Origin of the sequence: Paenibacillus marchantiophytorum (genome assembly GCF_014640555.1) — a bacterium.
Classification (GTDB): domain Bacteria; phylum Bacillota; class Bacilli; order Paenibacillales; family NBRC-103111; genus Paenibacillus_E; species Paenibacillus_E marchantiophytorum.
The window spans coordinates 104,377-128,005 of record NZ_BMHE01000010.1 but is presented as its reverse complement, the minus strand read 5'-3'; the positions used below and the strand labels follow the sequence as shown (position 1 = coordinate 128,005).

Below are 23,629 nucleotides of genomic sequence, written 5' to 3'. Positions count from 1 at the left end.
CATACTTGCAAATGTGTATTTTTCTGCCGCTTTAAACGGCAAAGACTTGAACTTCCTCTTGTAAGCGCCGCCACTTATGATAAAGCTATCCAAATAAAGGGGGAACATCGAAATATGAAAAAAGTATTTTCCGTAGGCATCTCCATCCTGCTATCAGCTGTCGTAGCTGTCGGCTGCAGCAGCGGGTCAGAGTCCAAAATGGTCTCATCCACGTCCTCTCCTGCAGCAACGTCCGCACCGAAGAGCGACACTCCAAAAGGGAAGCTGACTATATATGTCGGCTTCCAGGAAGACCACGCAATTGAAGCGATGAAGCAATTCAAGAAAGACACCGGCATTGATGCGGATATGATCCGTATGTCCGGCGGCGAAATTCTTGCTAAAATCCGCGCCGAGAAAGAAAACCCGCAAGCCGACATCTGGTATGGCGGTCCGGCGGACACTTTCGTGCAAGGGATGGGTGAATCACTTCTTCAGCCTTACAAATCTCCAGTTGCTGAGAAATTTGATGAAAAATACAAAGATCCGGACGGCAATTGGACAGGCATCTACGTTGGCGCACTCGGTTTCGTATCCAACAAGAAGTTCCTGAAGGAGCATAACCTTAGGGCTCCAGAACAGTGGGCAGATCTGCTCAGTCCGGGATTCAAAGGACAAGTCGTCATGGCCAACCCCGGTTCCTCCGGTACGGCATATACGGCGCTGTATACATCTCTTAAGGTGATGGGCAGCGAAGACAAAGGTTTTGATTACCTTAAAAGACTCCACCCGCAAGTGCAACAGTACACAACGAGCGGTTCCGCTCCGGGCCGAATGGTCGGTATGGGAGAGGCTGCTGTCGGCATCCTTTTTGCATCTGACATTATTAAACTTCAAGAAGAAGGCTTTGACTCTCTTCAATTAACGATCCCAAAAGACGGGGCTGGTTATGAAGTAGGAGCCATCGCCATGATCAAAAACTCTAAGAACCAAGAGCTTGCCAAGAAGTTCATCGACTGGTCGCTCAGCCCGAGCGCACAGGAAGTTGGCCAACGCAAAGGCAGCTATCAAAACTTGACGAATCCAGAAGCGAAGCAGCCACCGAAAGGCGTCAACTTTAAAGAACTCAATTTGATCAACTACAACACGGCTGAAGCTGGCAAAGAGCGCAAACGCCTGATAGACAAATGGAACGCGGAAGTAAATAAATAACCGCACCACAGGGAGGTCCACGATCTCCCTCTCATTTTCACGAAAGGGGCCCCCCGTACATGAACGTTTCCAAAACCGCAGGCGAACTGCGGAGGCTGTCGAGAGAGCCGCTTCTTCTGTTGTCGATTATTCTCGTAATGGCCTGTCTCGCTGTCTTTATTGTCTTCCCACTGTATCAAATTGTCAAAACAAGCTATATAACCAGAGATGGTACATTTTCGCTCGATGCGTTTGTGCGAATTTTATCCGGTGGCAATTTGTTCAATGCATTGAAAAACTCGCTCGTGCTTGCTCTAATCGTAGCAACGATTTCCACGGCTATCGCCTACATGTTCGCTTATACGTTTGCTTATGTGAATGTGCCGTTCAAGCGGCTGTTCAATGCCATTGCTATTTTGCCCGTCATTTCTCCGCCGTTCGTAATCTCGCTGTCAGCCATCTTGCTGTTCGGCAAGCAAGGCTTTATCTCCAAACACCTGTTAGGCTTATCCAATGCAAACATATATGGACTGAACGGTCTCATCCTAGTACAAACGCTCACGTATTTTCCAATCGCCTTCCTCGTGCTGGCAGGTCTGCTCCGTTCGATCAGCCCAGCCTTGGAAGAAGCCAGCCAGAATCTTGGCGCCAGCAAGCTAAAGACATTCTTCAGCGTTACGCTCCCGTTGACTGTTCCGGGCATTGCCAACGCCTACCTGCTCGTTTTCGTCCAATCAATGGCCGACTTCGGTAACCCAATGACACTAGGCGGCAACTATACGACAGTAGCAAGGGAAATTTACCTGCAAGCGGTCGGTAGCTACGATATGCAGGCAGGTGCGGCACTCGCGATACTACTCATGGGTATTACGTTCGTCATTTATGCGCTGCAAAAATTCTGGGTCGGCAAAAAAAACTATGTGACCGTCACCGGCAAGCCAACACACGGCCGCCGTATGATCGAAAGCGGCCCCTTCCGCCTCGCATTGTTCATCATCTGTCTCATCTTATCTGTGATTGTTATTGCCTTCTATGTACTGGTGCCTATCGGCTCATTCATCAAGCTTTGGGGCATTAATAACAGCTTTACACTCGATCATTACAAATACGTATTCTCACTCGGTCAGAAATCGATGAAAGACACACTCATGCTGGCTATCATCGCGACTCCAATTGCAGGACTGCTCGGCATGATTATCGCCTTTCTCGTCGTACGCAAGCAGTTCCCCGGCAAGAAAGCGCTCGAAGCTGTCAGTATGCTGTCCATCGCTATTCCAGGTACTGTCATTGGGATCTCTTACATCTTGGCATTCAACAAAGCACCTCTCGCGTTAACAGGGACGGCACTTATTATTATCGTAGCCTTCGTCGTGCGGGCCATTCCGGTCGGCATACGTTCAGGTATTACATCATTGCAGCAAATCGACCCATCTATCGAGGAAGCAGCTACCAATCTGGGCGCGGGTCAGGCGAAAACCTTTATCAGCATTGTGCTGCCGCTTATCCGTCCCGCTTTCTTCAGCGGTCTCGTATACGGCTTTGTCAAGAGCATGACAGCAATGAGTGCCGTTATCTTCTTGATCTCAGCCAAATACAATCTTATCACCGCCTCCATCCTGACACAGGTAGAATCCGGCAGGATCGGTGTCGCCAGTGCGTACTGTACCATTCTCATCGTCATCATGATCAGCGCACTGCTAATTGTTAACCTACTGCTTCGCCTCTTGGGCGGCGGATCAAAAGAACAATCACTTCTGTAATCGACGCAAGGAGGAACAAGTCATGGAAGCTAAATCAGTCATACTGCGTAATGTTACAAAAGCATTTCCTGGTTCCATACAAAAGCAGGTCAACGCCGTATCGGATGTAAACTTAGTTATTGAAGCCGGTCAATTTGCTACACTTCTCGGCCCTTCCGGCTGCGGCAAAACGACAACGCTGCGTATGATCGCCGGCTTTGAAGACATCACTACAGGCGACGTCCTGTTCGGGGACTCACGGGTAAACGATATTCCCCCAAACAAACGCGACTGTACAATGGTTTTCCAATCTTATGCCCTATTCCCGCATCTGAACGTATTGGATAACATCTCCTACGGCTTAAAAATTAAAAAAATGAGTAAAGCTAACATCGAGAAAAAAGTGAATAAAGTGCTCACTGTCATGAACTTGAACGATTACAAAGAACGTATGCCTGCACAAATGTCCGGTGGCCAGCAACAGCGTGTTGCCTTGGCTAGAGCGCTTGTCATGGAGCCAAGCGTGCTCTTGTTCGACGAACCACTCTCGAACCTTGATGCGAAACTGCGCCTTGTCATGCGTGACGAGATTCGTCGTATTCAGAAAGAGCTTGGCATTACAGCCGTTTACGTGACACACGATCAAAGCGAAGCGATGAGCATGAGCGATCAGATCATTGTTATGAATAAAGGCCGGATCGAACAGATCGGCTCGCCGCAGGACATTTATCAGCGTCCGCAAACGAAATTTGTGGCTGACTTTATCGGTACCGCCAACTTCGTGGAAGGCCATGTGCTCGATATACAAGCGGATCGCTTGCAGTTACACACCCCGCTCGGGGAGATAACGGCGATTAAGCACGGCGAATTTACGAAAGGTCAGCGAGTCACGCTCGTCATGCGTCCAGAATCGATCGTCATTACGCAAGATAAGCGGAATGTAGCCAGAGTGACAAAAAGCGTGTTCATGGGTCAAACACAGGAGTACGAAATCGAGCTGGACGATCACAGCTTCCAAGTAACCATAAGCAATCCTATGGGGCTGAGAGGTCATCAAGTAGGCGATCTGGTCTCGCTAGACTTCCCGGAACAGGCGATTCACGTCATTCCAGCTTAAGGTTGCACCTGCATTTCGTTGTTTCTAGCCCGCCTTGCGGGCTTTATTTTATATGAATATATATTGCTTCATTATTAAATCGATGATACCTTGTTTATGGAAATGTAACCGGAATGTTCCGAAACGTAGGAGGCTCCATGCGACATACTTATTATAAAACAACGCTATTGGTCTCAGTCCTCCTGTTATTAATGTCCTGCTCCGTAAATCCGAAAGGAACGCTTACTATCTATGCTGGCCTATACGAGGATCATGCCATCAAAGCGATTGAGGCGTTTCAAAAGGAAACCGGAATCAAAACTTCCTATGTTCGCATGTCAGGCGGAGAAATCCTCGACAAAATCCGCGTTGAAAAAGGGCATCCGACAGCAAGCGTTTGGTTCGGTGGTCCTGCGGATACATTTGTCCAAGCCAAATCGGAAGGGCTGCTCACTTCTTACGTATCGCCTAATACACGTCTTATCGACAAGATGTACAGAGATCCTGACGGCTACTGGACAGGTATTTATGTAGGCTCAATCGCGCTCGTCTCGAACAAAAATTGGCTGCAGGATGTTGGTCTGCCAACACCCCAGTCTTGGAATGACCTGCTCAGTCCAAAATATAAAGGGATGATCATGATGGCTGACCCGCGCTCTTCAGGCACTGCATACGCCGTGCTGGCGACGCTTGTACAGTTGTGGGGCGAGGAAGAAGCATATGAATATATGAAAAAGCTGCATGCTCAAGTCCGTACCTACACGACGTCCGGCAACACACTGGGGCGATACATCGGCATGGGGGAAGCCGGAACCGCAATTATGTTTTCCCATGTCGCCGTCAAAAATTATAAGGAAGGCTTTCGCACTATTATTGTCAGCTATCCGAATGAAGGTACCGGGTACGAAATCGGTGCAGTTGGCATCATAAATGGCGCACCGCATGCAAAGGAAGCCAAGCAATTTGTCGATTGGGCATTGACCAAGCAAGCACAAGAGCTCGGCAAGCAGGTCGGCAACTACCAACTGTTGACGAACCAGGAAGCAGTTTCGCCGGAAGAAGCAGTACCGCTCGCCAAGCTACATACAATCCGTTATCGACTAGATTGGGCAGGAGTTAACCGCGAACGTCTAATCGATCGCTGGGTGCATGAAGTGCTTGGCGTACAGAGGGAAGAACCTTGAAAGTAAGAATCCAATCAAGGCTACTAACAAGCCTCTCGCAACTCTAATGAGCTTTTCGGATAACGATGATCGCCTACAAATACGTTAGCTATTCCGTTGGTACCTCATGACGATCCTAATTCATGGAGGATTTGGATTACAAGACGGCTCTCCAACAACTCATGACGTTTTTTGTAAAGTTGACTCATGCAAGGACCAACCGTGAAAAGTCATCAGTATTTTGTCAACTCCACAAATGGATTTCTGGTTTACCTTGTTATATCAAGGCAAAACCAAGCAAAACAATCGTCACAAACAGTCCAATTTCCCTCCTGCTTTTTTGTTTATGAACCATCAAGGTGATACATGTAACAAAAGCTGCAACAAAGAAAAGAATGAACCAAATCATGATGAAGATCCTTCCTTTTGTTTTCCTTTTGTTTTCCTTTGATTTGTTTCATCCAAGTTAAGAAAAGAAAAAGGGAAGGGAATATGATTGCATAGAGTAACGTGTATTCAAAATAATACCTTTTGTAACTGAGGATTCAAAAGATTCCTGCTTCGAGGCTTGCGTAAAGTAAGCTTAGAGGTCGGGTGGCTTTCGCTTGCCCATAATTTGTTGAAGAAAGCGGCCGTAGACGCAAAAAGCAAAGGAGTTACACTCATGAAAGCCGCTTAACTCCTTTGCACTTTTAAAAAAATCATTTTCTGAATGGCAGCCATGTCCTAAATCATTAGTTCTTACTTTTGGGACGGCCTCTCCTAAACCAGATCTATTCCAACCTATTAAATTCATTAGGAAACACAAAATCCCCCTATTGTCTTTAGGTTACGCAACTTTACTGCCCATCCCTCGGAAAAGGCAGCCGTTTAATATTGGCTGCCTCGTTGTTGTTGGTATTAAATTATCGTTTCTAGCGTGATTATTGAGGTTACAAAATTGTTTTAATTCTATGACATCTAGTTTTATAAATTAATCAGAATCCGACACTAGTAATCGTTATGCTTGAAAGTGGGCCGCCGTAGGAATATCTGACGACGTACGTGTCTTGTGATAATCCATTGATACTAAAGCTAAAACTAGCAGTACGGGGACCGCCGCCAATAATTCGTGAACCTCTGGCAACATGCTGTTCTGTACCGTTCACTACACGGTAGACATCTGCAAATACGGCTCCGGATCCGTTGCTAGTAACATACAAATAGCCAGAAATATTCAGTGCCCCTTGGCCAGTAACAGTATCAGTTCGACTTATAACAGTATTAGCGCTGGCGGTGGTAGAAAATAAGAAGAGCACCATGGCAGTTAGCATTAAAATTGTTAACTTCTTCGCTTTCATTACATCCATCCTTTCATATGAGAGACTACTAATAGCTTCTTGTCATTCAGCGATTACTCTTACTTAATTTTAAAAAGTGTTCGCTTATTTCTTCTTAAGCCGACTATTCGTATATGATTATGAAACCCCACTCTTCCCAGCATAGAAGATCAAATATTCCCGAACATGACTCATCCAATAAGCTTCATCATGGCCACCTTCATTCAAGTGGTATTCTACAGGTACCCCCTTATTTTTGAGCAACCCGGCCATCTTCTCGCTGCCCTCATAGAAATGGTTTGAGTCGGCTTTACCGCAATCGAGATAAACTCGCATTCCCGAAAGGTTTTTATTGAGTACTAGCTCGAATGGATCGCGCTCTTTCTTCGTTTGCTCATTCGGGTACAGCCAATTATATAATTCTGGTTGTCGGCCATCATTTAACAGTAGAGCGGGACTATGGCCACCTGCTTTGCTGAATAGCTCTGGATGTGCAAAAGCCGTGCGAATGCCGATAAAGCCTCCCATCGATAAGCCGCCAGAGTAACGTCCCTCTTTTGTCTTGACCGTGGAATAGTTGGAATCAATATAGGGGATGAGATCTTTAACAATGTAATCCTCATATCTGCCTTCGTACAAAGATTCTACAGGATTACTCGGATCGACAACAGAATACTTATCCGCAGAATTGATCCCAAAGCTATTGTCCATTTCAGGCGCCACGATGATGAGTGGATCAATCAAGCCCTGCGCAATTAAATCGCCGGCGACTTCATTCACTTTAAGACCTGGAATCCATTCAGTCTCGTCGGCCGTATAGCCGTGAAACAGGTAAAGAACAGGGTAAGATTGCTCAGCGCGATATCCTGAGGGCAAATATAGCTTGAACTTCATATCCTTATTCAATGCGGCACTGTGGAATGATAAGCTTTGAAACCCTTTTTCAGGATGTGTGGGCGTGCTGTTATCCTTAACAAAATTAATCCAGTTAAGATTGGGCTCTCCGCTAACAAGGTATACCCTTAGCTTCTGGTTGCCAGATGGCAAAGTGACATTCGTGTTTATAGTTTGCCATGTTTGATAGCCACCCGTCTTGGGTATAGCGATTGTAGCCAAAACAGTTCCAGAAGCATTTTTAAGTTGGAATTGTCCCCCCGTAACTGTGCTGGCTACTCTAAATTCAACCTTATAGTTGCCTGCGGTTTGGACTCTGACATTGTAATCCATCCAGTCGCCGGGATCGATATAGCCCACATTCATTCCACCGCCTGTGTCTGTAGTTGTCTCATTAACTACTCCAAGCATTGTACTGTAGCTTTCAGCCTCAATCTTCCCAGGAATAGTCGCCCCATCCGGTGTTGGTGTCGGTGTCGGTGTTATGGTTGGTACCGGCGTTGTCGTTGGTGTTGGTGTTGTGGTTGGTGTAGATACAGAGGTGAAATTAATCCAATTAAGATTTGGTTCACCAGTGACAAGCTGGACCCTTAGCGTCTGATTACCAGATGGCAAAGTAATGTTTGTGTTTACAGTTTGCCATGTTTGATAGCCACCCGTATTAGGAATGACTATCGTAGCCAACACAGTACCCGAAGTATTTTTTATTTGAAACTTTCCGCCAGCTACAGGGCTAGCTATTCTTAATTCCATCTTATAGTTACCTGCCGTTTGGACATTTACTTTGTAATCCATCCAATCGCCAGGATCGATATAACCCACATTCATTCCACCGCCTGTATCTGTGGTTGCCTCATTAACTACGCCAAACATTGCATTGTAGTTTTCAGCTTCAATCTTTCCAGGAATAGCGGAACCATCTGGTGATGGCGTTGATGTTGTAAGCGATTTCCAGAAGTTAGCATCTTCTAAGCCCATAGCCCACATAGAAATCCCGCCTAGTTTATACTTGTTGTATAAACCGGACTTTTCCTTAATACTTTTCTCGTTTTCATACCAAACTACATGATTGGAACCGTCAGCTGCTTGGTATGTGAAATACGGAGAAGACGTAGCTGCATCCCACTGAGGCACTGCATTTGTACTTGAAATAAGGTTCGGAATATCTTTCCAAGGAATTTGTTTGCCATCTTTTGCGTTATTCGTTTTTAGATTCCAATCATACCCATAAGCGGGTAGTCCCATCAGTACTTTTGCTGCAGATACGGTAGAAACAGAAAATTGTAATGATTGTTCTATCCAATCTTTCCCTGCAACAGGTCCTGGTGAAGACCACGGACCGTTTTGATCATAAGTCATTACTTGCATGTAGTCTACATTTTGACCAAGAGAGACATAATCAAAAGCTCCTGCCCAATCATCGTTCGGATCGTCCACCGTTTTTGCAGGCACAGAAATTAAGGTTTGGTACCCTAACGGACGTAAAGTATTAGCTAAATCACGAACAAAGTTGCTTAATGCATTCCGATCTGTTTTAAGAACGCTTTCAAAATCAAAATTGATGCCTTTGTATCCGTTATTTTTGACCAATGTCACCAAATTAGAGATTGCTTTATTCTTTACTGTCGTATTTGTTAAAACGGAATGAGCTACAGCGGGATCAAAATCATCTGTGCCAAAATTAGATATGCAAGCGTAAGTAGTTATATTCTTAGATTTAGCAAAGGAAAGAGCATTAGTTGCTGTTGTTCCTACAATATCTCCTTGACTATTAAAGTTAAAAGTGTCCATCGACATGTGACTAATGTAACTATAGTTCGTGGAAAGTGAGTTATCCGAAGCCTGGTCAGGTGTGTAGTAACCTAAAATCAGCGGTGAGCTTGCACGGATAGTTAAAAAATTTGAAATAGATATTGTGAATAACATACCAGCAATAATAAGTAAGTTCATAATTTTTTTTCGTTTCATGAAAATCCTCCTTACAATATTAGGTTGTTGTTTCATATACCATACACACTTGTCATAAGTATAAACGTTTTAAATTACCAATTCAGCCAAGCAGCAAGTTAACGCTTCCTTTCCTTCATATTTTATTTCTAAACACTAACGATCCTCCTTTCAAATAGTATAAACGTTTATACTTTATTAAATTGTATTCGTTTTCATCTTTCATGTCAATTACAATTACTCCGCTCTAACAGCTTCAATTTGCACCCTAAACCGATTTTCTGGGTAGAAACTAGAAAGCAACAAAACTTTGAGAAAACACCTATAGAGACCATTCAAAGATGTGAGCGACCGCGTTTAGAGGTAGGTTTTATTGCAAAATGGACATTCTTCCCCCTTATGGGGCGAAGAATGTACTTTTATTGAACTCAATTCATTTGACATAGTTCAAGCCAGCGGACAAGCCCCATAAACGCGACCAACTCTTTTTCTACAAACATCCCGTAGGATTGATGCAAACTCGGAGAAAACACTTGTGGAAAAGCGCTCCCCATCGAGCCTTGCTCTATCTCTCTAAAAGTCATATCGGATAGGCGGATGGCTTTCTCCCATTCATTTCCTTGAAGCAAACGGATTTCCTTCAAAGTAAGTTCACCTCCTTGATTTCACTTTTTAAATTTTGCGTTTTTCTCATTAAGAATAGCGTTCACTTTTTTCTGAATTTCAGGAGCAACCTGTTCTGCCGTTTTCTTACCATTGTCAAGCGGATCCATTTCGTTTTTCACCGCATTCGCAATTTCCGAATAGCTTGTAACTAAGTGATTATAAGCTTCTGTACCATACTTTAATCCACCTTCAACTATATTTTTCATATCTTTTGGATCAATATTAGGCGAGTACAAATTATAATACTTCTCTATTGCTTGTTGGTTAGTAGGTGGTGTTCCCCCGCTTAATTCAATTGTCTTCTCTTGAACATCTTTCCTTAATTGATATTTAATCCATTCTAGTGCTTCCTTCGGATGTTTTGAGTCTTTCATAATCATCAATGGATCCACATATAGTACGTTTCGAATATTACTGCCATTTACAGCCGGAACAGCTGCAACCCCCACTTTGAATTTATACTTATTAATCCCGGTGAGTTTCCACGCACCCCCAACATACATCCCCACCTTCCCCGTAGCAAATGCATCTCCACCTTGGCCAGCAACAGCTTTAGTGAATTCCATAGAGGGTGAAACCTTATCCTTGTAAACCATATCATTATATGTTTGGCTAGCTTTAATTACATCAGATGAATCAAAGTACGATGCAGTGGCATGACCACCGTTTTTCCAAGTATCGTCAGCGTATATTTTAGCTCCGAAATAACTGAGCTTCATATCTCTTTGGGATCCACCGAAGTTCCAATCAACCCCGTATTGCACTTTATTTACATCGTCACTGGAGACACTTAGTTTTTTAGCAACTTCCATCATTTTTTCAAAAGTCCATGACTTGTCTTCATAACTGGATGGAGGATAAGGAACGCCTGATTTATCAAACAAGTCTTTGTTATAGAGCATCAAGGTAACATAACTATAAACAGGAATACCATAAGTCTTTCCGTCCACTTTATAGATGTCCATCAAATTATCGGACATCCCGTAATCAGTCCCCTTAAAACTATCAGCCTTCAGCATATCCGTCATATCGGTGATCAGACCTTTATCCAGTAATTCTGCAAATCCCGCATTCCCCCAATGTGATGTAACATCAGGTGCCATTCCGCCTGCAATCATCGATTGCAGCTTTGTATCAAAATCGTTGCTTGGAGCTTTTGCTATCTTTATTGAGATATTAGGATGCTTTGCTTCGAAATCAGGGATTAACTTCTCAATGTACATTTTTTCGGGGACATCTGGAACCAGTTCAGTAATAACGATCTTTCCATCATTTTTGGAGTTTTGTTCCTTCTTACTTTCACCACTCGTACTCGTGCAACCTGAAAATACAGGCACTGCAACTACCATTAAAATCATTGTGCTGATCCAAACTAACTTACCTCTTTTCATCCTGTAAGCCCTCCTTTTATTATCAAGCAATCTACTATTTTACTCCCGTCATCACAATACTTTCGACAAAATATTTCTGTGCGACAGAAAACAAAAACAAAATGGGAAGCAACGCTAGAATTGCCGCAACCATAACCAGATTCCAAGGAATCAGACGAGTTACAGATGAATACATGGATGTCAATCCAATGGCAAGCGTGAATTTATCGGAAGAGTTTAGATAGAGAATTTGCCCCAATAGATCATTCCAACTATTCATGAATGAAAAGATAGCAACGGTGGCGACTACAGGACCTGAAAGTGGCAATGCAATTTTCCACCATTGTCGGAATTCAGAGCACCCATCTATCTTAGCCGCATCAAACAGTTCATTTGACAGCGAAGTGAAAAATTGCCTCATTAAAAAAATCATATAGGAAGAACCAAATAAATGCGGCATAATTACTGGTAGAAACGAATCTACCCACCCTAAATGCTTAAATAAAATAAACTGAGGAATCATAACAACTGGATAGGGTAACATCATCATCCCCAGTAGGACAGTAAAAAGAGCTTTTTTTCCTTTGGTATTATATCGGGTAAACCCATAGGCAACGAGCGATGATGAAATTACAATACCTGCCACACTGAATAGAGCTACAAACAAACTGTTTTTGTACCAGACCCAATAATCATATTGTTTGAATAATTCGCTGATATTCTCCCATGCATATTGATTTGGAACGAGCTTTGGCGGGAATATAAGAAGTTCCTCTTGCGTTTTAAAAGCCGTAGAAAACATCGTGAATGATGGTATGACCATAACAATCGATAATATGATGAGAGAAATAATTGAAAATCTACTAAATGCCAACCTACTCATATTCCGTCACCTCCTTCGTAATGGACATACTTCTTGGATACTGTCATGATGAAATAAGTCAGAACCATGACTATAAACAATAACAACCAAGCCATTGCCGATGCGTAACCCATCTTGAAAAATTGGAAACCGTTTTGCCATAAGTAGTATACATAAAACTGCGTAGCATAATGAGGACCACCTTGCGTCATTACAAAAGCCTGAGTAAATACTTGAAACGATTCTATGATACCCATAATAAGTTGAAACAAAATGACGGGTGATATCATTGGGAGAGTGATTTTCATCAACGACTGCCAGCGGGTTACGCCGTCAATACGTCCTGCTTCATGCATAAGTGGAGGAACTCCTTGCAAACCAGCGAGAAAGATGACCATTCCTCCACCAGCGCCCCAAAGTGTCATAATGATCATGGCTGTAAGTGCCCATTTCTCATCCTGAAGCCAGCTCGGACCTACCACTCCGATTAAGGCTAAAATATAATTAAAAATACCGCTCTTAGAATTGAACACCCAAAGCCAAACAAGTGATAAAGCGACACCTGAAATCATACTCGGAAAATAGAGCACAGTGCGAAAAAAACCGCGAAACGGAATCTTCTGGTTTACAAGTAATGCTAGGATTAAAGCGAGTATGATTTGTAGCGGTACACTGCATATTGTAAAAATAACTGTCGCTTTTACCCCCCTCCAGAATAATTCGTCATGTAACATTCTCGTATAGTTTTGAAAACCTACCCACTTTGGTGAATGGATAATATCATACTCCGTAAAGCTAAAATATAATGATGAAATAATTGGGTAGCATGTGAACACTAACATACCTAATAACCATGGCATAATAAATAAATAAAAATTCCTCGATTCTCGTTGTTTTTCATTGAGTTTCATCATCTGTTCCTCCGTTGAATTGCTATTGCACTGTATAACTCATTAAAATGATAACGCATTCATTTTAAGACGAATTGTTAGCGAGTACACAGGGTACCCGCTTAAGACTAGCATTCTTAAAAATCACTTCGTTGCAATTTCGACGATCTCCCTGACTTTTGCAGGGATTGTTCTTCTTGTTAGAGGATCAATCGTATTACCAAAAATATGTGGCATGATAAATGAAATGTTTGTCTTCATCAAGGCTGCAATTAACTCCCGGATATTTCCAGAATGAATACCACCTGCAGGTTCAATACCGTAAATTCCACGACATGCCGCCTCTTTAGCGATTTCGACTATTTCGTCCAGATGTTGTAAACCTTGAAGCGGCATGACTTTAATGGATTGAATATTCAGCAGTACAGCCATATCCAGCAGGTGGCCAAGCTGAATTTCCTTACCATCCGCCAGTTTGACAATCCCCAATTTTCCCGAAGGAGCGATCAGTGCGTTTACAAATTGGGGAATGCCTTCCTGGTCAAATACACCCTGTGCGTAGGAAGAAGTATGAAATGGTTGATTGATGTGACCAGGGTTAGCTATGAGGCCTATATCGATAACTTTTCTCCATAAGGAAGTATCCCCTCCTCCGCCAAGCCCGATACTAACTATCGGTGCAACTTGACGCAATTCATCGACTTTCTCAGCTGCCGCCGAGACTGTTTCGAAATCAGTAGATACGATTCCTGGGACACTGAAACCCTCGGAAGCTTCTAAGATGTCTTCAGCGTTTTTTTTATCAAAAGCAAGAAAGTTAAACAACAGCCTATCGTGTAGTTTCTTAGTCGATCGCATATTCAGACATCCTATCATTTTTTAAATGTAAAATTATTGCGTGGATTATGGATAAAAAACTCGTCAATGAGACTCTTTCCGTCAAATCCGGCTTCATCCGCTTCCTCTATGAACCTTGGAACCCATTGTTCAATAATGTAACCAAGCCCCAGTCCACCCCCATATGACTTATAATAAGACTTTCTGGCCGTATCTCCGCTAATTAAAATCTGTTTCTGGTAACCTCTTTTGACTAATTCAAGAATGCAATTGATTCGCACATTTTCGGAATAGTATTTGACTTTGCCAATGCCGTCAAAGCAAAGGTAAGCTCCCTCGTCGGCAATTTTCAGATGGTAATACGTATCCGGGTTTCGATCCATATGCCCTATCGATAAATGGGTGATATCAATGCCTTCTTCTTTCAACATTACAATTTGTTCTAAAGCCATGGTCCCCACTTCGGTATGCGAATGTATCGGTGCTTTTGTAATATGTTGTGCCATGGCCACTGCACGCAATGTTTTTTCCTCAAGAGGAGAAATCGTATTATAACCTGTCCCAAACTTGACTTGACCGGCACGTACAGCTGTATTCTCCATACCCAATTCCACTTCATCCACAACAAAGTTTGCCAACTGTTTGATGGAGGAACGCTCAATCCACTCATAGTAAGTTTCAGTGCTTCCCGGCCTTAAGGAGTCCCAAAGAAAACTCTTGTTGAAGCCAGCTGTACCAATGATATGCACACCTGTATTTTTCGAAATTGATTGAACCGCATAAACATCTCTTCCATAATCAATAGCGGTAGCGTCCACGATGGCCTTTCCGCCTGCTCGTTTGAATATTTCCACATCCGATTGCGATTTAATCGGTTCGTCAAGAAGCAGGTCATCCACATTGCGATCTTTCCAATGTCCTGGCCTGCAAACAATATGTTCATGGGAATAAGTAAAACCAAGTTGATCGGGGGCGATGTCCCCTAACATTGTCCGTATATAACTCACAATATGTACTCTCCTCTATTCTCACAGTATCCTCAATGAGTTATGAGCGTGATAACGTTCGGCGTTGATTGATCCCGACCATCACAGCAATAATAACGCCTTGACTCATATATTTTCCGGCTTCCGGAATATTCATAACTGTCATCAGGCTCTGTAAAAGAACCATTATAAGCACGCCTGCAAATGTCCCTGCCAGGCCACCTTTACCACCAGAAAAAGCGGTTCCACCTATGACGGTTGCGGCAATAGAATTAAGTGTGTAAATATTTCCTACCCCATTAGAGGCAACGCCGATATAAGCTGAAATCATTAATCCGGTGATACCCGCCAACAGGGCACTTAGTACAAACATAGTCACAACTACACGGTTGACGCCAATGCCCGACAAACGGCTTGTTTGAATATTCCCGCCTGTAGCGTAAATTCTTCGGCCCCAGATTGTTCTATATAACAAGAACGCGAACAATAGCCAGATACCGATCCAGATGATGCTTGCCACTGGAATCGGGCCCCACCATCCGTCAGAAATAACACGAAAAGCAGGTGCAATATTCCCTTTAGGTGATCCTTTCGTATAGACCAAATAAATTCCTTGTATGACCAAGGACATAGACAGTGTCACCAAAAATGATGGAATCCGAATGAATGTAATCGCTAGACCATTAATTAATCCAATCGTGGCCGAAATAAGTAATGTAAACAAAACAGCAGTCAGTATATTCCCGTTGTCTCCCAACATTATGGAAGCTGCCAGTACATTAACCAATGAAATCGTCGCGCCGACGGATAAATCAATCCCTGCAACTAGAAGCACAAGTGTTTGTCCAATCGCTATAATACCAAGCGGAGATGCTTGTCGAATCACATCCAATAAATGAGCGATTGAGAAACTGCCGGGTGAAATGACAGCGAAAAGAAGAATAACAATCAGCAACAACCCGTAAACACCGAGCACCTCTTTGCTTGTTTGTCGAGATAAGATCAATTTCATGATTTGCGTCTCCTTTTAAGCTGAAAGAGAAGTAAGGCCATGATCAAGATAAGCCCCTTGACGATGTATTGGTAATAAGCAAAAATATTAAGCATATTCAAAACGTTGTTCGTCATGGAAATAATGAATACTCCAGCCAACGTACCCACAATGCTGCCAATTCCTCCAAGAAGGGAGATTCCACCAACTACCGTGGCAGCAACCGAATCAAGTGAATAAGCGTCTCCTACTATTGGATCGCCGGAGAAAATCCGCGCCGAGAGCACGATTCCGGCTACAGCAGCCAATATGCCTGAAAGCATATAACCAGTCAACTGAACCTTGACAAAAGGAATTCCGGACTTCTTTGCATGTGTCTCATCTCCACCTGATGCATATATATATCTTCCCAATTTAGTGCTGGATAAAATAAAGAAAAATAATACATACAAGAAGAGAATTAATAGTCCCATTATGGAAACTGGGCCCCATTCGCTGGTCATGAATGTCATAAACGCCATATTGATTCTCCCTCCAGGCGAAGGCAATAAATATAAGGAGATACCTTTAACAAAGGTCATTGTAGATAAAGTCATGATTAGAGGAGGAATTTTAAATTTCACGATTCCGACCCCATTGATTATACCGATCAGCGCACCAATTGAAACACAGAAAAAAAGGCTCCCCAGCAAACCAAATTCACCTTGATCACTATATAGAGCCATAATAATAGTGGATAAACTAATAACCGAGCCTACCGATAAATCAATCCCACCCAACAATAAAATGATGGTCTGTCCTATCGCCACAATGGCAAGTGGTGCGACCTGAGACACGATATTAATAAAATTACCCGTTGTTCGAAAGGAAGGGGATAAGATGGAAGTCACGATTAACAGTAAAGTCAACACCAGATACACAGGAATGGACAGTTTAATTTGTCTACGAGTTGATCCTTGCAGCAAGCACATCCCCCCCTTTTTGAATGTCTGTTAACAACTTTCCAGAACTGAGCGTCATTATTTTCTCTTCTGTTGCTTCTTCACCGTCAAGTTGCCCCATAATACGGCCTTCATACATGACATAAATCCGATCACTTATTCCAATTAACTCCAGCATATCGCTCGTGAAAACGAGAATGCCCACTCCCCCATCTGCTAGTTCTCGTAGCAACCGATATATTTCCAATTTCGATTGGACGTCTACCCCTCTGGTTGGTTCGTGTAAAATCAGAAGCCTAGGGTGCATTGCAAGCCATTTCGCAAAAATCACTTTTTGTTGATTGCCCCCACTTAAAAATTGAACCGGCAGCTGTGGAGATGCTGTTTTTACTGCGAGCCTCGTTATACCTTGGTTTATCTCCCTTCGTTCAGTCTTCCTACTAATGATTCCGTAGCGGGAAATGGCATCGAAATTAAGCAGTGACATGTTTTCCAAAACGGAGAGCGGCAGGATAAGTCCTTCGGATTTGCGATCATCGGAAATGAAAGCAATCCCTTTTTTCATTGCATCCACGGGGCATTTTAAGGAAATGCGTTTACCCTCCAAGATCAATTCACCATGAGTAAAAAAATGCAGACCGAATAACCCTCTCGCCAATTGTCTTTGTCCCTGTCCTTCCAATCCACCTACTCCTATGATCCTGCCTCTTGGAACCTCTAGATCAATCTCATTCAGTCGACCTTCATCACCTATGCTTTTCAGCTTAAGCAATGAATCAAGTTGGATACTCATACCTTTCCTAGGAGGAAAGGTATGAATAATTTCTCTACCAACCATCGCTTGTATTAAATCATCCCGGGTCAAATTTTCAATTTTCTCTGTTTTCGTCATGCGTCCATCCTTCAAAACCACAACCTCGTCACAAATTCGGAAAATTTCATCCATACGATGTGTGATTAAAATAATGGAAGTTCCTTCTGATTTTAGTGTTCGGATCATTTTAAAAAGATGATCCGTTTCAATCTTGGACAAACTTGAAGTCGGCTCATCTAAAATTAGTAATGACGGACGATCAATCCAGGCTTTAGCGATTTCTACCATCTGTTTCTCCGCTGGAGTCAATTCTTTTACCATCCGATAAACATCCACATCGTACTGTATTTCCTTCAAAACTGATTCTGCTTGCTCATGTAGTTTCCTGTGGTGTATGAAACCATATCGAACAGGTTCTTGTCCAAGCATCATGTTTTCACCGACAGAAAGATCTGGCAGTAGGCTTAATTCTTGATGTACGAAGGCAATACCCATTTTTTTGGCGGATTGTGAATTTTTAAAGGTGACCGAATTCCCCATAAACGTAATAGAACCACTATCTGGTTGAATCCCACCGCTTATAATGTTCATAAGCGTGCTTTTGCCTGCCCCATTCTCACCAACTAAAGCGAGAACAGTTCCTCTTTTACAAGAGATCGACAGATCTTCCAACACGATATTCCCATAGAATTGCTTAGTTAAATGGCTACCCAGCAAGACGACTTGAGGTTCCACTGTTTTCTCCATGGATTGCACTCCTCATCCAACATTTATTTACTAAAGGTTTCTTTTACTTCTTGATCACTCATCCGGCTGTTTGCCCAGAAGCTGTCTGGTAAATCCGTACGTACGAATTTCTCTAGATTATCTTCAGTAATTTGCGAAACTGGTAATATTTGATTTTTCTCTACATTTTTCCCTTCTAACAAATTAAGTGCTGTTTTCAAGGCTTCAGAACCAAGCCACGTCGGTTTTGCAACAGCTATACTTTTAAATCCTTTGCTTCGCAGTTCCTGCCATTTTTTTAGAAAACCGTTGTTATCCTCGGAGGTCATAGGTACCAATGTGCGATTTGCCGCTTGGAACGATTCAATAGCTCCTAATGTCATACCTCCACCCTGAGACCATACACCGTCGATCTGTGGATTTGCTGAAAGCATATTACTTACCTCGAGCTTAGCTTTAGCGTAATCCCAATCCGCATTTGCAGAAGCTACCACCTTAATGTCTGGGTATTTGTCAAACACCTCTTTTGCCCCTTTCCATCTTTCATCGCTAACTGAAATACCGGCGATACCGTTCAGGGTGATAATTTTACCTTTACCATCGAGCTGTTTGACCAACCACTGAGCACCGGCTTTACCAAAATCATAGTCGTTTACTGTAACCAGAGAATCAAATGTCTCATACTCACTCTTGGCTGCTAACAGCACTACTTTAATTCCTTTACCTTGCGCTTTTTTCAGCACCGGCGCTAAGGCGGTCGGCGAGTTAGGTGTCGTGATAATAACATCGACGCCTTTAGTAATTAAATCTTCAATGTTTGCAATTTGTTTATCCACTTTCCCTTCAGATTCCACATAAATAACATCTTCAATTTTATCCTGATTTCGTTTTACTTCCGATTGAAATTCCTTATACATTTGTACGGACCAAGTATTTCCTGCAAAGTAAATATCATATCCTATTTTATACTTGCCTTTGTTTTTTGTTGTTTGAGTACCGTTATTCTTAACTTCATTGGCTCTCATACCGGAACTCGAACAACCTGAAAGCACCATACAAATAACAAGAAGCAAAACCAATCCCCATGATGAACACTTTTTCATCCGTAACCCCTCCAAATAAATAGTTTCTTCCACCTGTTATCCTTGCTTAATGAAGTACTGCATAGTAAATTAGTTATAAGTCAATTAGCTTTGAAATATCATTGCATCACCTCAATGATGTATTGAAAATATGGGATGTATTGAAAATATGGCAACACCAACACCTTGTATACTTGACTAGTTAAGTATACACAATTCAATCCCCATCCACCCTGTTCGTAAGAAGAAAGGAATAGAATTGTATGCTAGATCGGGATACCCACTTACCCTTGTACTACCAGTTAAAAACAGTGCTTATAACGATGATTTCAGATATGAAAGCCGATGACCAGCTTCCGGGAGAAATAGAATTATCAAAAAAGTATGATGTTAGCCGCGGTACTGTGAAGCAAGCCATCATGGATCTTGTACATGAAGGTATTCTGTATCGTGTGCAAGGCAAAGGCACATTTGTGGCGCCTCCAAAAATAAAACGTTCCTTTGGCAAATTGCCTTCTTTCACGGATGATATCCGTCGCTTTGGGTATGAGCCCAGAAGCAAGGTACTGTCATTCGAACTAATAGTTGCTCCCGATTATATCAGAAAGCATCTTCAATTGAATTCAGACTTTAACGTGATCCGTTTCAAGCGGTTGGTTCTTTCTCAAGATAAACCTTTCGCTATCGTTCTCTCCTATTTGCGTCATGATGTGTATTCTCATCTAAAGAAGGAAGATATAGGAGATTCTCTTTACGATGCTTTAGCTAAGTTGAGCGATAAAATACCTGTGAAAGCTCACGACACTTATACGCCAGTAAATGCCGATGAAAAACTAGCTGGCATACTCGGAATTAAGGAAGGCGCAGCCATTTTCTATTCGGAACGCATCTCTTACTTGGATACCGGCATGCCCGTAGAGTTTGCAGAAAGTTATATCTGTGGAGATCGTTTTACCCTCGATATTCAATTCTCTTCCGAGAATTAACTATTCTAATAACCTTTATAAGGAATTAAACTTTATTATTTTGTGCACTCTCAATAAACCGCACCATGTTGTCAACTGCAAACTTAATGATAGTTTCGCCTTTTTCCCGCGTAGCATAAGTTGGATCTCCCAGCACAGGAGTGTCGGTTATCATATGCCAAGGAGTGGGGGTAAGATCGAAGTCCTCAGGAATTACTGGGTAGTTGGGCTTCGCTTTATCCATCCTTACTTCATGAGGCGCCAGATAAAGCATATAGGAAGTTTCCAATTCACAAGCATGGAAAAACGATTTATGTACCCGAGGGGCCTCAAGCACCTCAGCGGAAATTTCTTCAATGCCTGGATATGTAAAACAGAATACCTTCATTTCCAACTCATCGTACAGCTTTCTTGATGCAATTTTCATGGCATCAAGATTTCCCATATGTCCGTTAATCATTACAAAAATGCGGACCCCTTGCTTAAATAAACTCTCCCCGATTTCTACCAATAAATTTGTAAACGTTTGCAGACTAAGGTTGATTGTTCCTGCATAAGCACTTGTAGACCAAACCTGTCCGTAAGCGATCGGAGGAAGCAAAATGCTATTATCTATCCTTTCCTCCACAAGCTTCGATACTCCGTAAGACAAATCGTTATCAGTTCCTAAAGGCAAATGATTCCCGTGATTTTCTACAGCTCCTAGTGAAAGCAGGGCTACAGGTTGCCCCCGCAGTACATCGCGAGCTTCTTCCGAATTCAAGCGGTCAAATTGCATCGTCTCTTCCTCCAATTGAAGTTTATCCAACTCATGCTCTTCTGATCAGATCATAACACTTGTTCACTTGACTAGTCAACAATACATATGTTCTACTTATAGTAATCCACTTCTGTTCGTTACGAAGAAAGGAATTGAAAGCTATGTTAAACCGGGATACCCACTTACCCCTGTACTACCAACTGAAAACCGTGCTTTTAACTATGATTTCAAATATGGAAGCCGATGACCAGCTTCCGGGAGAACTCGAATTATCAAAAAAGTATGATGTCAGCCGAGGCACTGTGAAGCAAGCCATCATGGATCTTGTACATGAAGGTATTCTTTATCGTATGCAAGGTAAAGGTACATTCGTCGCACCTCCAAAGATCAAACGATCCTTTGGGAGATTACCGTCTTTCACGGACGATATTCGTCGCTTCGGTTATGAGCCGAAAAGTAAAATACTATCGTTCAAATTAATGGAGGCCCCGGAATATATCCGAAAGCGGCTCCATTTAGATCAAGACCCTCTTGTAATCCGATTTAAGCGATTGGTTCTTTCTCAGGATAAGCCGTTCGCCATTGTTACCTCTTATTTACGGCACGATGTCTATCCGCATTTAAAAGCAGAGAGTATCGGAGACTCTCTTTATGATGCGCTTGCTGAGTTAAGTGATAAAGTTCCGGTGAAAGTCCATGACACCTATACACCGGTCAATGCGGATGATAAACTCGCTGCAGCACTATGTATCAAAGAGGGCATGGCCATCTTCTATACGGAGCGCATAGCTTATTTAGATAACGAAATGCCTGTAGAGTTTGTAGAAGGTCATATACGTGGTGATAGCTTTACACTTGATATTCAAATCTCCCCTGAAAAAATCGATCATTTGAAAAGAGGAGGCAGTGAAGTTGCACATTTTAGCTTTCGACTTGGGAACATCAGCAGTTAAATGTTTACTCATGAATGAAAAGGGTTCTGTTCTGCATGTGCATGCAGAGCGTTACCCCTCCTATTCTCCTTCACTGGGCTGGATGGAGCAGCAACCAGAGAACTGGCTGAATGCTGCTGTCTTGGCAGCAAATACTTGTATGAATCAGGCAAATTGCCGAGACATCAGTGTCATCTCTTTATCAGGTCACATGAGTGCACTTGTGTTGGTAGATCATGAAGGCGTCCCTCTTCTTCCATGTATTACACTTTCCGACACACGCAGCCGTCACCAAAGCGAAAGACTCCGGCAGCAAATGCAACAACAAATTTTCGAATTAACTGGAAATCCGGTTATTGATGCTTTCTTGGCTCCGAAATTACTATGGGTTAAAGAAACCTTCCCCGATCTTTATGACCGTGCCCATCTTTTCTTATTTCCGAAAGACTATTTACGGTACCGTTTAACCGGGCAATTTGGTACGGATATCACAGATGCAGGGAACAGCTTGTTTTTTGATCCCGTTCATAATAATTGGGATTTTCATATGGCTGACTCTTTAGGTATTCGGCGTTCTCTTCTTCCGCGAATATTTAGGTCATTTGAAATCGCTGGCAAGCTAACAAAATCCATGGCGGATCAACTTCAACTTCAGGAAGGCATCCCAGTCGCTGCTGGTGGCGCCGATATGGCTACCAGCGCTCTAGGAACAGGAACGCTCAACTGTGGTGATGTTGCACTGACCATTGGCACAAGCGCAACCTTGATATCTGCCATTCCCGCTATTCACCCTACAGGTTTTAATAAGGTCACATTCCATCCTCATGTGTTGCCCAATACGATGTATGCACTTGGATCTCATTTCTCCGGAGGCCTAAGCCTCAATTGGTTTTCCGAGGTTTTTGGACAAAGTATCAGCTATTCTTTCCTAAAATCATTAGGGCAAGCTGCTGAAAAAGTTCCCCCCGGAAGCCATGGCGTTCTTTACTTGCCTTTTTTAGTCGGAAGCGGCTCACCCCGTTTCCAACCGCATATGCGTGGCACTTTTCTTGGGATAAGCAGTTCCACTGATCGCGCTACCCTGTTCAGAGCAGTATTGGAGGGAATTTCCTTCAATCTAAAAGAAACCTTGTCACTTCTTGAACGAATGAATCAGCCTCCAAGTACAATTCGTATTGGCGGGGGTGGCATTAACATTGGAATATGGCCCTCGATACTAGCAAGTATATTCGGCTATCCTGTTCAAGTTCTAAAGCATTCCGACGCTTCGGCACTTGGTGCCGCATTATTAGGCGGATATGCAATCGGTATCTTCAACGATCTATATTTAAGCTCCATGCAGTTGGCCGAGACAAGTACAATAATTAAACCGGATCCGCAAGCGAACCAAGAATATGAGCATATTTATGCTAAGTATTTAGATTTTTACTCCAGTTTGGAACCGCTTTATCAAAAATATAGTCACTAACGATTACTAGG

At 42.8% G+C, this 23,629-nt stretch carries 20 protein-coding genes; 7 read left to right on the top strand and 13 right to left on the bottom strand.

Annotation, left to right across the window (positions count from 1 at the left end; translation table 11 throughout):
* Nucleotides 1–114 precede the first annotated feature (114 nt).
* The 4 genes from IEY34_RS12705 (at nucleotide 115) to IEY34_RS12690 (ending at nucleotide 5,189) form a co-directional block, all read left to right on the top strand.
* The gene (locus IEY34_RS12705; protein ID WP_189012000.1) at nucleotides 115–1,191 is read left to right on the top strand and encodes an ABC transporter substrate-binding protein; all 1,077 of its coding nucleotides are present in this window, start codon (nucleotides 115–117) and stop codon (nucleotides 1,189–1,191) included.
* A 59-nt stretch (nucleotides 1,192–1,250) separates the two neighbouring features.
* The gene (locus IEY34_RS12700; RefSeq protein ID WP_189011998.1) at nucleotides 1,251–2,930 is read left to right on the top strand and encodes an ABC transporter permease; all 1,680 of its coding nucleotides are present in this window, start codon (nucleotides 1,251–1,253) and stop codon (nucleotides 2,928–2,930) included.
* Between the two features lie 22 nt (nucleotides 2,931–2,952).
* On the top strand, nucleotides 2,953–4,026 hold the full coding sequence (locus IEY34_RS12695; RefSeq protein ID WP_189011996.1) for an ABC transporter ATP-binding protein: 1,074 nt from the start codon (nucleotides 2,953–2,955) through the stop codon (nucleotides 4,024–4,026).
* A 137-nt stretch (nucleotides 4,027–4,163) separates the two neighbouring features.
* Entirely contained in the window at nucleotides 4,164–5,189 is a 1,026-nt protein-coding gene (locus IEY34_RS12690) for an ABC transporter substrate-binding protein (RefSeq protein ID WP_189011994.1), read from the top strand.
* A gap of 956 nt (nucleotides 5,190–6,145) precedes the next feature.
* Here the strand turns inward: IEY34_RS12690 and IEY34_RS12685 are convergent.
* From IEY34_RS12685 to IEY34_RS12630, 12 genes are all read right to left on the bottom strand, one after another.
* Complete coding sequence (locus tag IEY34_RS12685; protein WP_189011992.1) at nucleotides 6,146–6,508, bottom strand: hypothetical protein; 363 nt, start codon at nucleotides 6,506–6,508, stop codon at nucleotides 6,146–6,148.
* A 117-nt stretch (nucleotides 6,509–6,625) separates the two neighbouring features.
* The gene (locus IEY34_RS12680) at nucleotides 6,626–9,349 is read right to left on the bottom strand and encodes a carbohydrate-binding protein (protein ID WP_189011990.1); all 2,724 of its coding nucleotides are present in this window, start codon (nucleotides 9,347–9,349) and stop codon (nucleotides 6,626–6,628) included.
* Between the two features lie 407 nt (nucleotides 9,350–9,756).
* Nucleotides 9,757–9,972, bottom strand: coding sequence for a hypothetical protein (locus IEY34_RS12675; protein ID WP_189011988.1), 216 nt, complete (start codon nucleotides 9,970–9,972; stop codon nucleotides 9,757–9,759).
* A 21-nt stretch (nucleotides 9,973–9,993) separates the two neighbouring features.
* Nucleotides 9,994–11,385: an ABC transporter substrate-binding protein gene (locus IEY34_RS12670; protein ID WP_229757618.1), complete on the bottom strand. Its 1,392-nt coding sequence runs from the start codon at nucleotides 11,383–11,385 to the stop codon at nucleotides 9,994–9,996.
* Between the two features lie 34 nt (nucleotides 11,386–11,419).
* Nucleotides 11,420–12,247 (bottom strand): carbohydrate ABC transporter permease, encoded by an 828-nt coding sequence (locus IEY34_RS12665; RefSeq protein ID WP_189011986.1) that lies wholly within the window; start codon nucleotides 12,245–12,247, stop codon nucleotides 11,420–11,422.
* Nucleotides 12,244–13,140, bottom strand: coding sequence for a carbohydrate ABC transporter permease (locus IEY34_RS12660; RefSeq protein ID WP_308423011.1), 897 nt, complete (start codon nucleotides 13,138–13,140; stop codon nucleotides 12,244–12,246). Before IEY34_RS12660 ends, IEY34_RS12665 begins: the two co-directional genes overlap by 4 nt.
* A gap of 120 nt (nucleotides 13,141–13,260) precedes the next feature.
* Nucleotides 13,261–13,974 (bottom strand): KDGP aldolase, encoded by a 714-nt coding sequence (locus IEY34_RS12655; RefSeq protein ID WP_189011984.1) that lies wholly within the window; start codon nucleotides 13,972–13,974, stop codon nucleotides 13,261–13,263.
* Nucleotides 13,975–13,988: 14 nt separating this feature from the next.
* Nucleotides 13,989–14,960, bottom strand: coding sequence for a phosphotriesterase family protein (locus tag IEY34_RS12650; RefSeq protein WP_189011982.1), 972 nt, complete (start codon nucleotides 14,958–14,960; stop codon nucleotides 13,989–13,991).
* A 40-nt stretch (nucleotides 14,961–15,000) separates the two neighbouring features.
* Nucleotides 15,001–15,951, bottom strand: coding sequence for an ABC transporter permease (locus tag IEY34_RS12645; RefSeq protein ID WP_189011980.1), 951 nt, complete (start codon nucleotides 15,949–15,951; stop codon nucleotides 15,001–15,003).
* Nucleotides 15,948–16,895, bottom strand: coding sequence for an ABC transporter permease (locus IEY34_RS12640; protein WP_189011978.1), 948 nt, complete (start codon nucleotides 16,893–16,895; stop codon nucleotides 15,948–15,950). Before IEY34_RS12640 ends, IEY34_RS12645 begins: the two co-directional genes overlap by 4 nt.
* Entirely contained in the window at nucleotides 16,873–18,432 is a 1,560-nt protein-coding gene (locus IEY34_RS12635) for a sugar ABC transporter ATP-binding protein (protein ID WP_189011976.1), read from the bottom strand. Before IEY34_RS12635 ends, IEY34_RS12640 begins: the two co-directional genes overlap by 23 nt.
* A gap of 23 nt (nucleotides 18,433–18,455) precedes the next feature.
* On the bottom strand, nucleotides 18,456–19,514 hold the full coding sequence (locus tag IEY34_RS12630) for an ABC transporter substrate-binding protein (protein ID WP_189011974.1): 1,059 nt from the start codon (nucleotides 19,512–19,514) through the stop codon (nucleotides 18,456–18,458).
* Nucleotides 19,515–19,756: 242 nt separating this feature from the next.
* Between IEY34_RS12630 and IEY34_RS12625 the strand changes: the two genes are divergently transcribed.
* Nucleotides 19,757–20,479 carry a GntR family transcriptional regulator gene (locus IEY34_RS12625; RefSeq protein WP_189011972.1) on the top strand — a complete coding sequence of 241 codons (723 nt, stop codon included), beginning with the start codon at nucleotides 19,757–19,759 and terminating at the stop codon, nucleotides 20,477–20,479.
* A gap of 25 nt (nucleotides 20,480–20,504) precedes the next feature.
* On the opposite strand, the gene IEY34_RS12620 is transcribed toward IEY34_RS12625, so the two are convergent.
* On the bottom strand, nucleotides 20,505–21,236 hold the full coding sequence (locus tag IEY34_RS12620; protein WP_189011970.1) for a creatininase family protein: 732 nt from the start codon (nucleotides 21,234–21,236) through the stop codon (nucleotides 20,505–20,507).
* 143 nt (nucleotides 21,237–21,379) lie between these two features.
* Here IEY34_RS12620 and IEY34_RS12615 point away from each other — a divergent pair, with 143 nt between their 5' ends.
* Nucleotides 21,380–22,171: a GntR family transcriptional regulator gene (locus tag IEY34_RS12615; RefSeq protein WP_189011968.1), complete on the top strand. Its 792-nt coding sequence runs from the start codon at nucleotides 21,380–21,382 to the stop codon at nucleotides 22,169–22,171.
* On the top strand, nucleotides 22,131–23,618 hold the full coding sequence (xylB, locus tag IEY34_RS12610) for a xylulokinase (protein WP_189011966.1): 1,488 nt from the start codon (nucleotides 22,131–22,133) through the stop codon (nucleotides 23,616–23,618). The genes IEY34_RS12615 and xylB overlap by 41 nt, the downstream gene beginning before the upstream one ends.
* Nucleotides 23,619–23,629: the final 11 nt, after the last annotated feature.

Coding starts and splice junctions, on each gene's coding strand:
- IEY34_RS12705 (WP_189012000.1), top strand. CDS start 115: ATGAAAAAAGTATTTTCCGTAGGCATCTCCATCCTGCTATCAGCTGTC.
- IEY34_RS12700 (WP_189011998.1), top strand. CDS start 1,251: ATGAACGTTTCCAAAACCGCAGGCGAACTGCGGAGGCTGTCGAGAGAG.
- IEY34_RS12695 (WP_189011996.1), top strand. CDS start 2,953: ATGGAAGCTAAATCAGTCATACTGCGTAATGTTACAAAAGCATTTCCT.
- IEY34_RS12690 (WP_189011994.1), top strand. CDS start 4,164: ATGCGACATACTTATTATAAAACAACGCTATTGGTCTCAGTCCTCCTG.
- IEY34_RS12685 (WP_189011992.1), bottom strand. CDS start 6,508: ATGAAAGCGAAGAAGTTAACAATTTTAATGCTAACTGCCATGGTGCTC.
- IEY34_RS12680 (WP_189011990.1), bottom strand. CDS start 9,349: ATGAAACGAAAAAAAATTATGAACTTACTTATTATTGCTGGTATGTTA.
- IEY34_RS12670 (WP_229757618.1), bottom strand. CDS start 11,385: ATGAAAAGAGGTAAGTTAGTTTGGATCAGCACAATGATTTTAATGGTA.
- IEY34_RS12665 (WP_189011986.1), bottom strand. CDS start 12,247: ATGAGTAGGTTGGCATTTAGTAGATTTTCAATTATTTCTCTCATCATA.
- IEY34_RS12660 (WP_308423011.1), bottom strand. CDS start 13,140: ATGATGAAACTCAATGAAAAACAACGAGAATCGAGGAATTTTTATTTA.
- IEY34_RS12655 (WP_189011984.1), bottom strand. CDS start 13,974: ATGCGATCGACTAAGAAACTACACGATAGGCTGTTGTTTAACTTTCTT.
- IEY34_RS12645 (WP_189011980.1), bottom strand. CDS start 15,951: ATGAAATTGATCTTATCTCGACAAACAAGCAAAGAGGTGCTCGGTGTT.
- IEY34_RS12635 (WP_189011976.1), bottom strand. CDS start 18,432: ATGGAGAAAACAGTGGAACCTCAAGTCGTCTTGCTGGGTAGCCATTTA.
- IEY34_RS12630 (WP_189011974.1), bottom strand. CDS start 19,514: ATGAAAAAGTGTTCATCATGGGGATTGGTTTTGCTTCTTGTTATTTGT.
- IEY34_RS12625 (WP_189011972.1), top strand. CDS start 19,757: ATGCTAGATCGGGATACCCACTTACCCTTGTACTACCAGTTAAAAACA.
- IEY34_RS12620 (WP_189011970.1), bottom strand. CDS start 21,236: ATGCAATTTGACCGCTTGAATTCGGAAGAAGCTCGCGATGTACTGCGG.
- IEY34_RS12615 (WP_189011968.1), top strand. CDS start 21,380: ATGTTAAACCGGGATACCCACTTACCCCTGTACTACCAACTGAAAACC.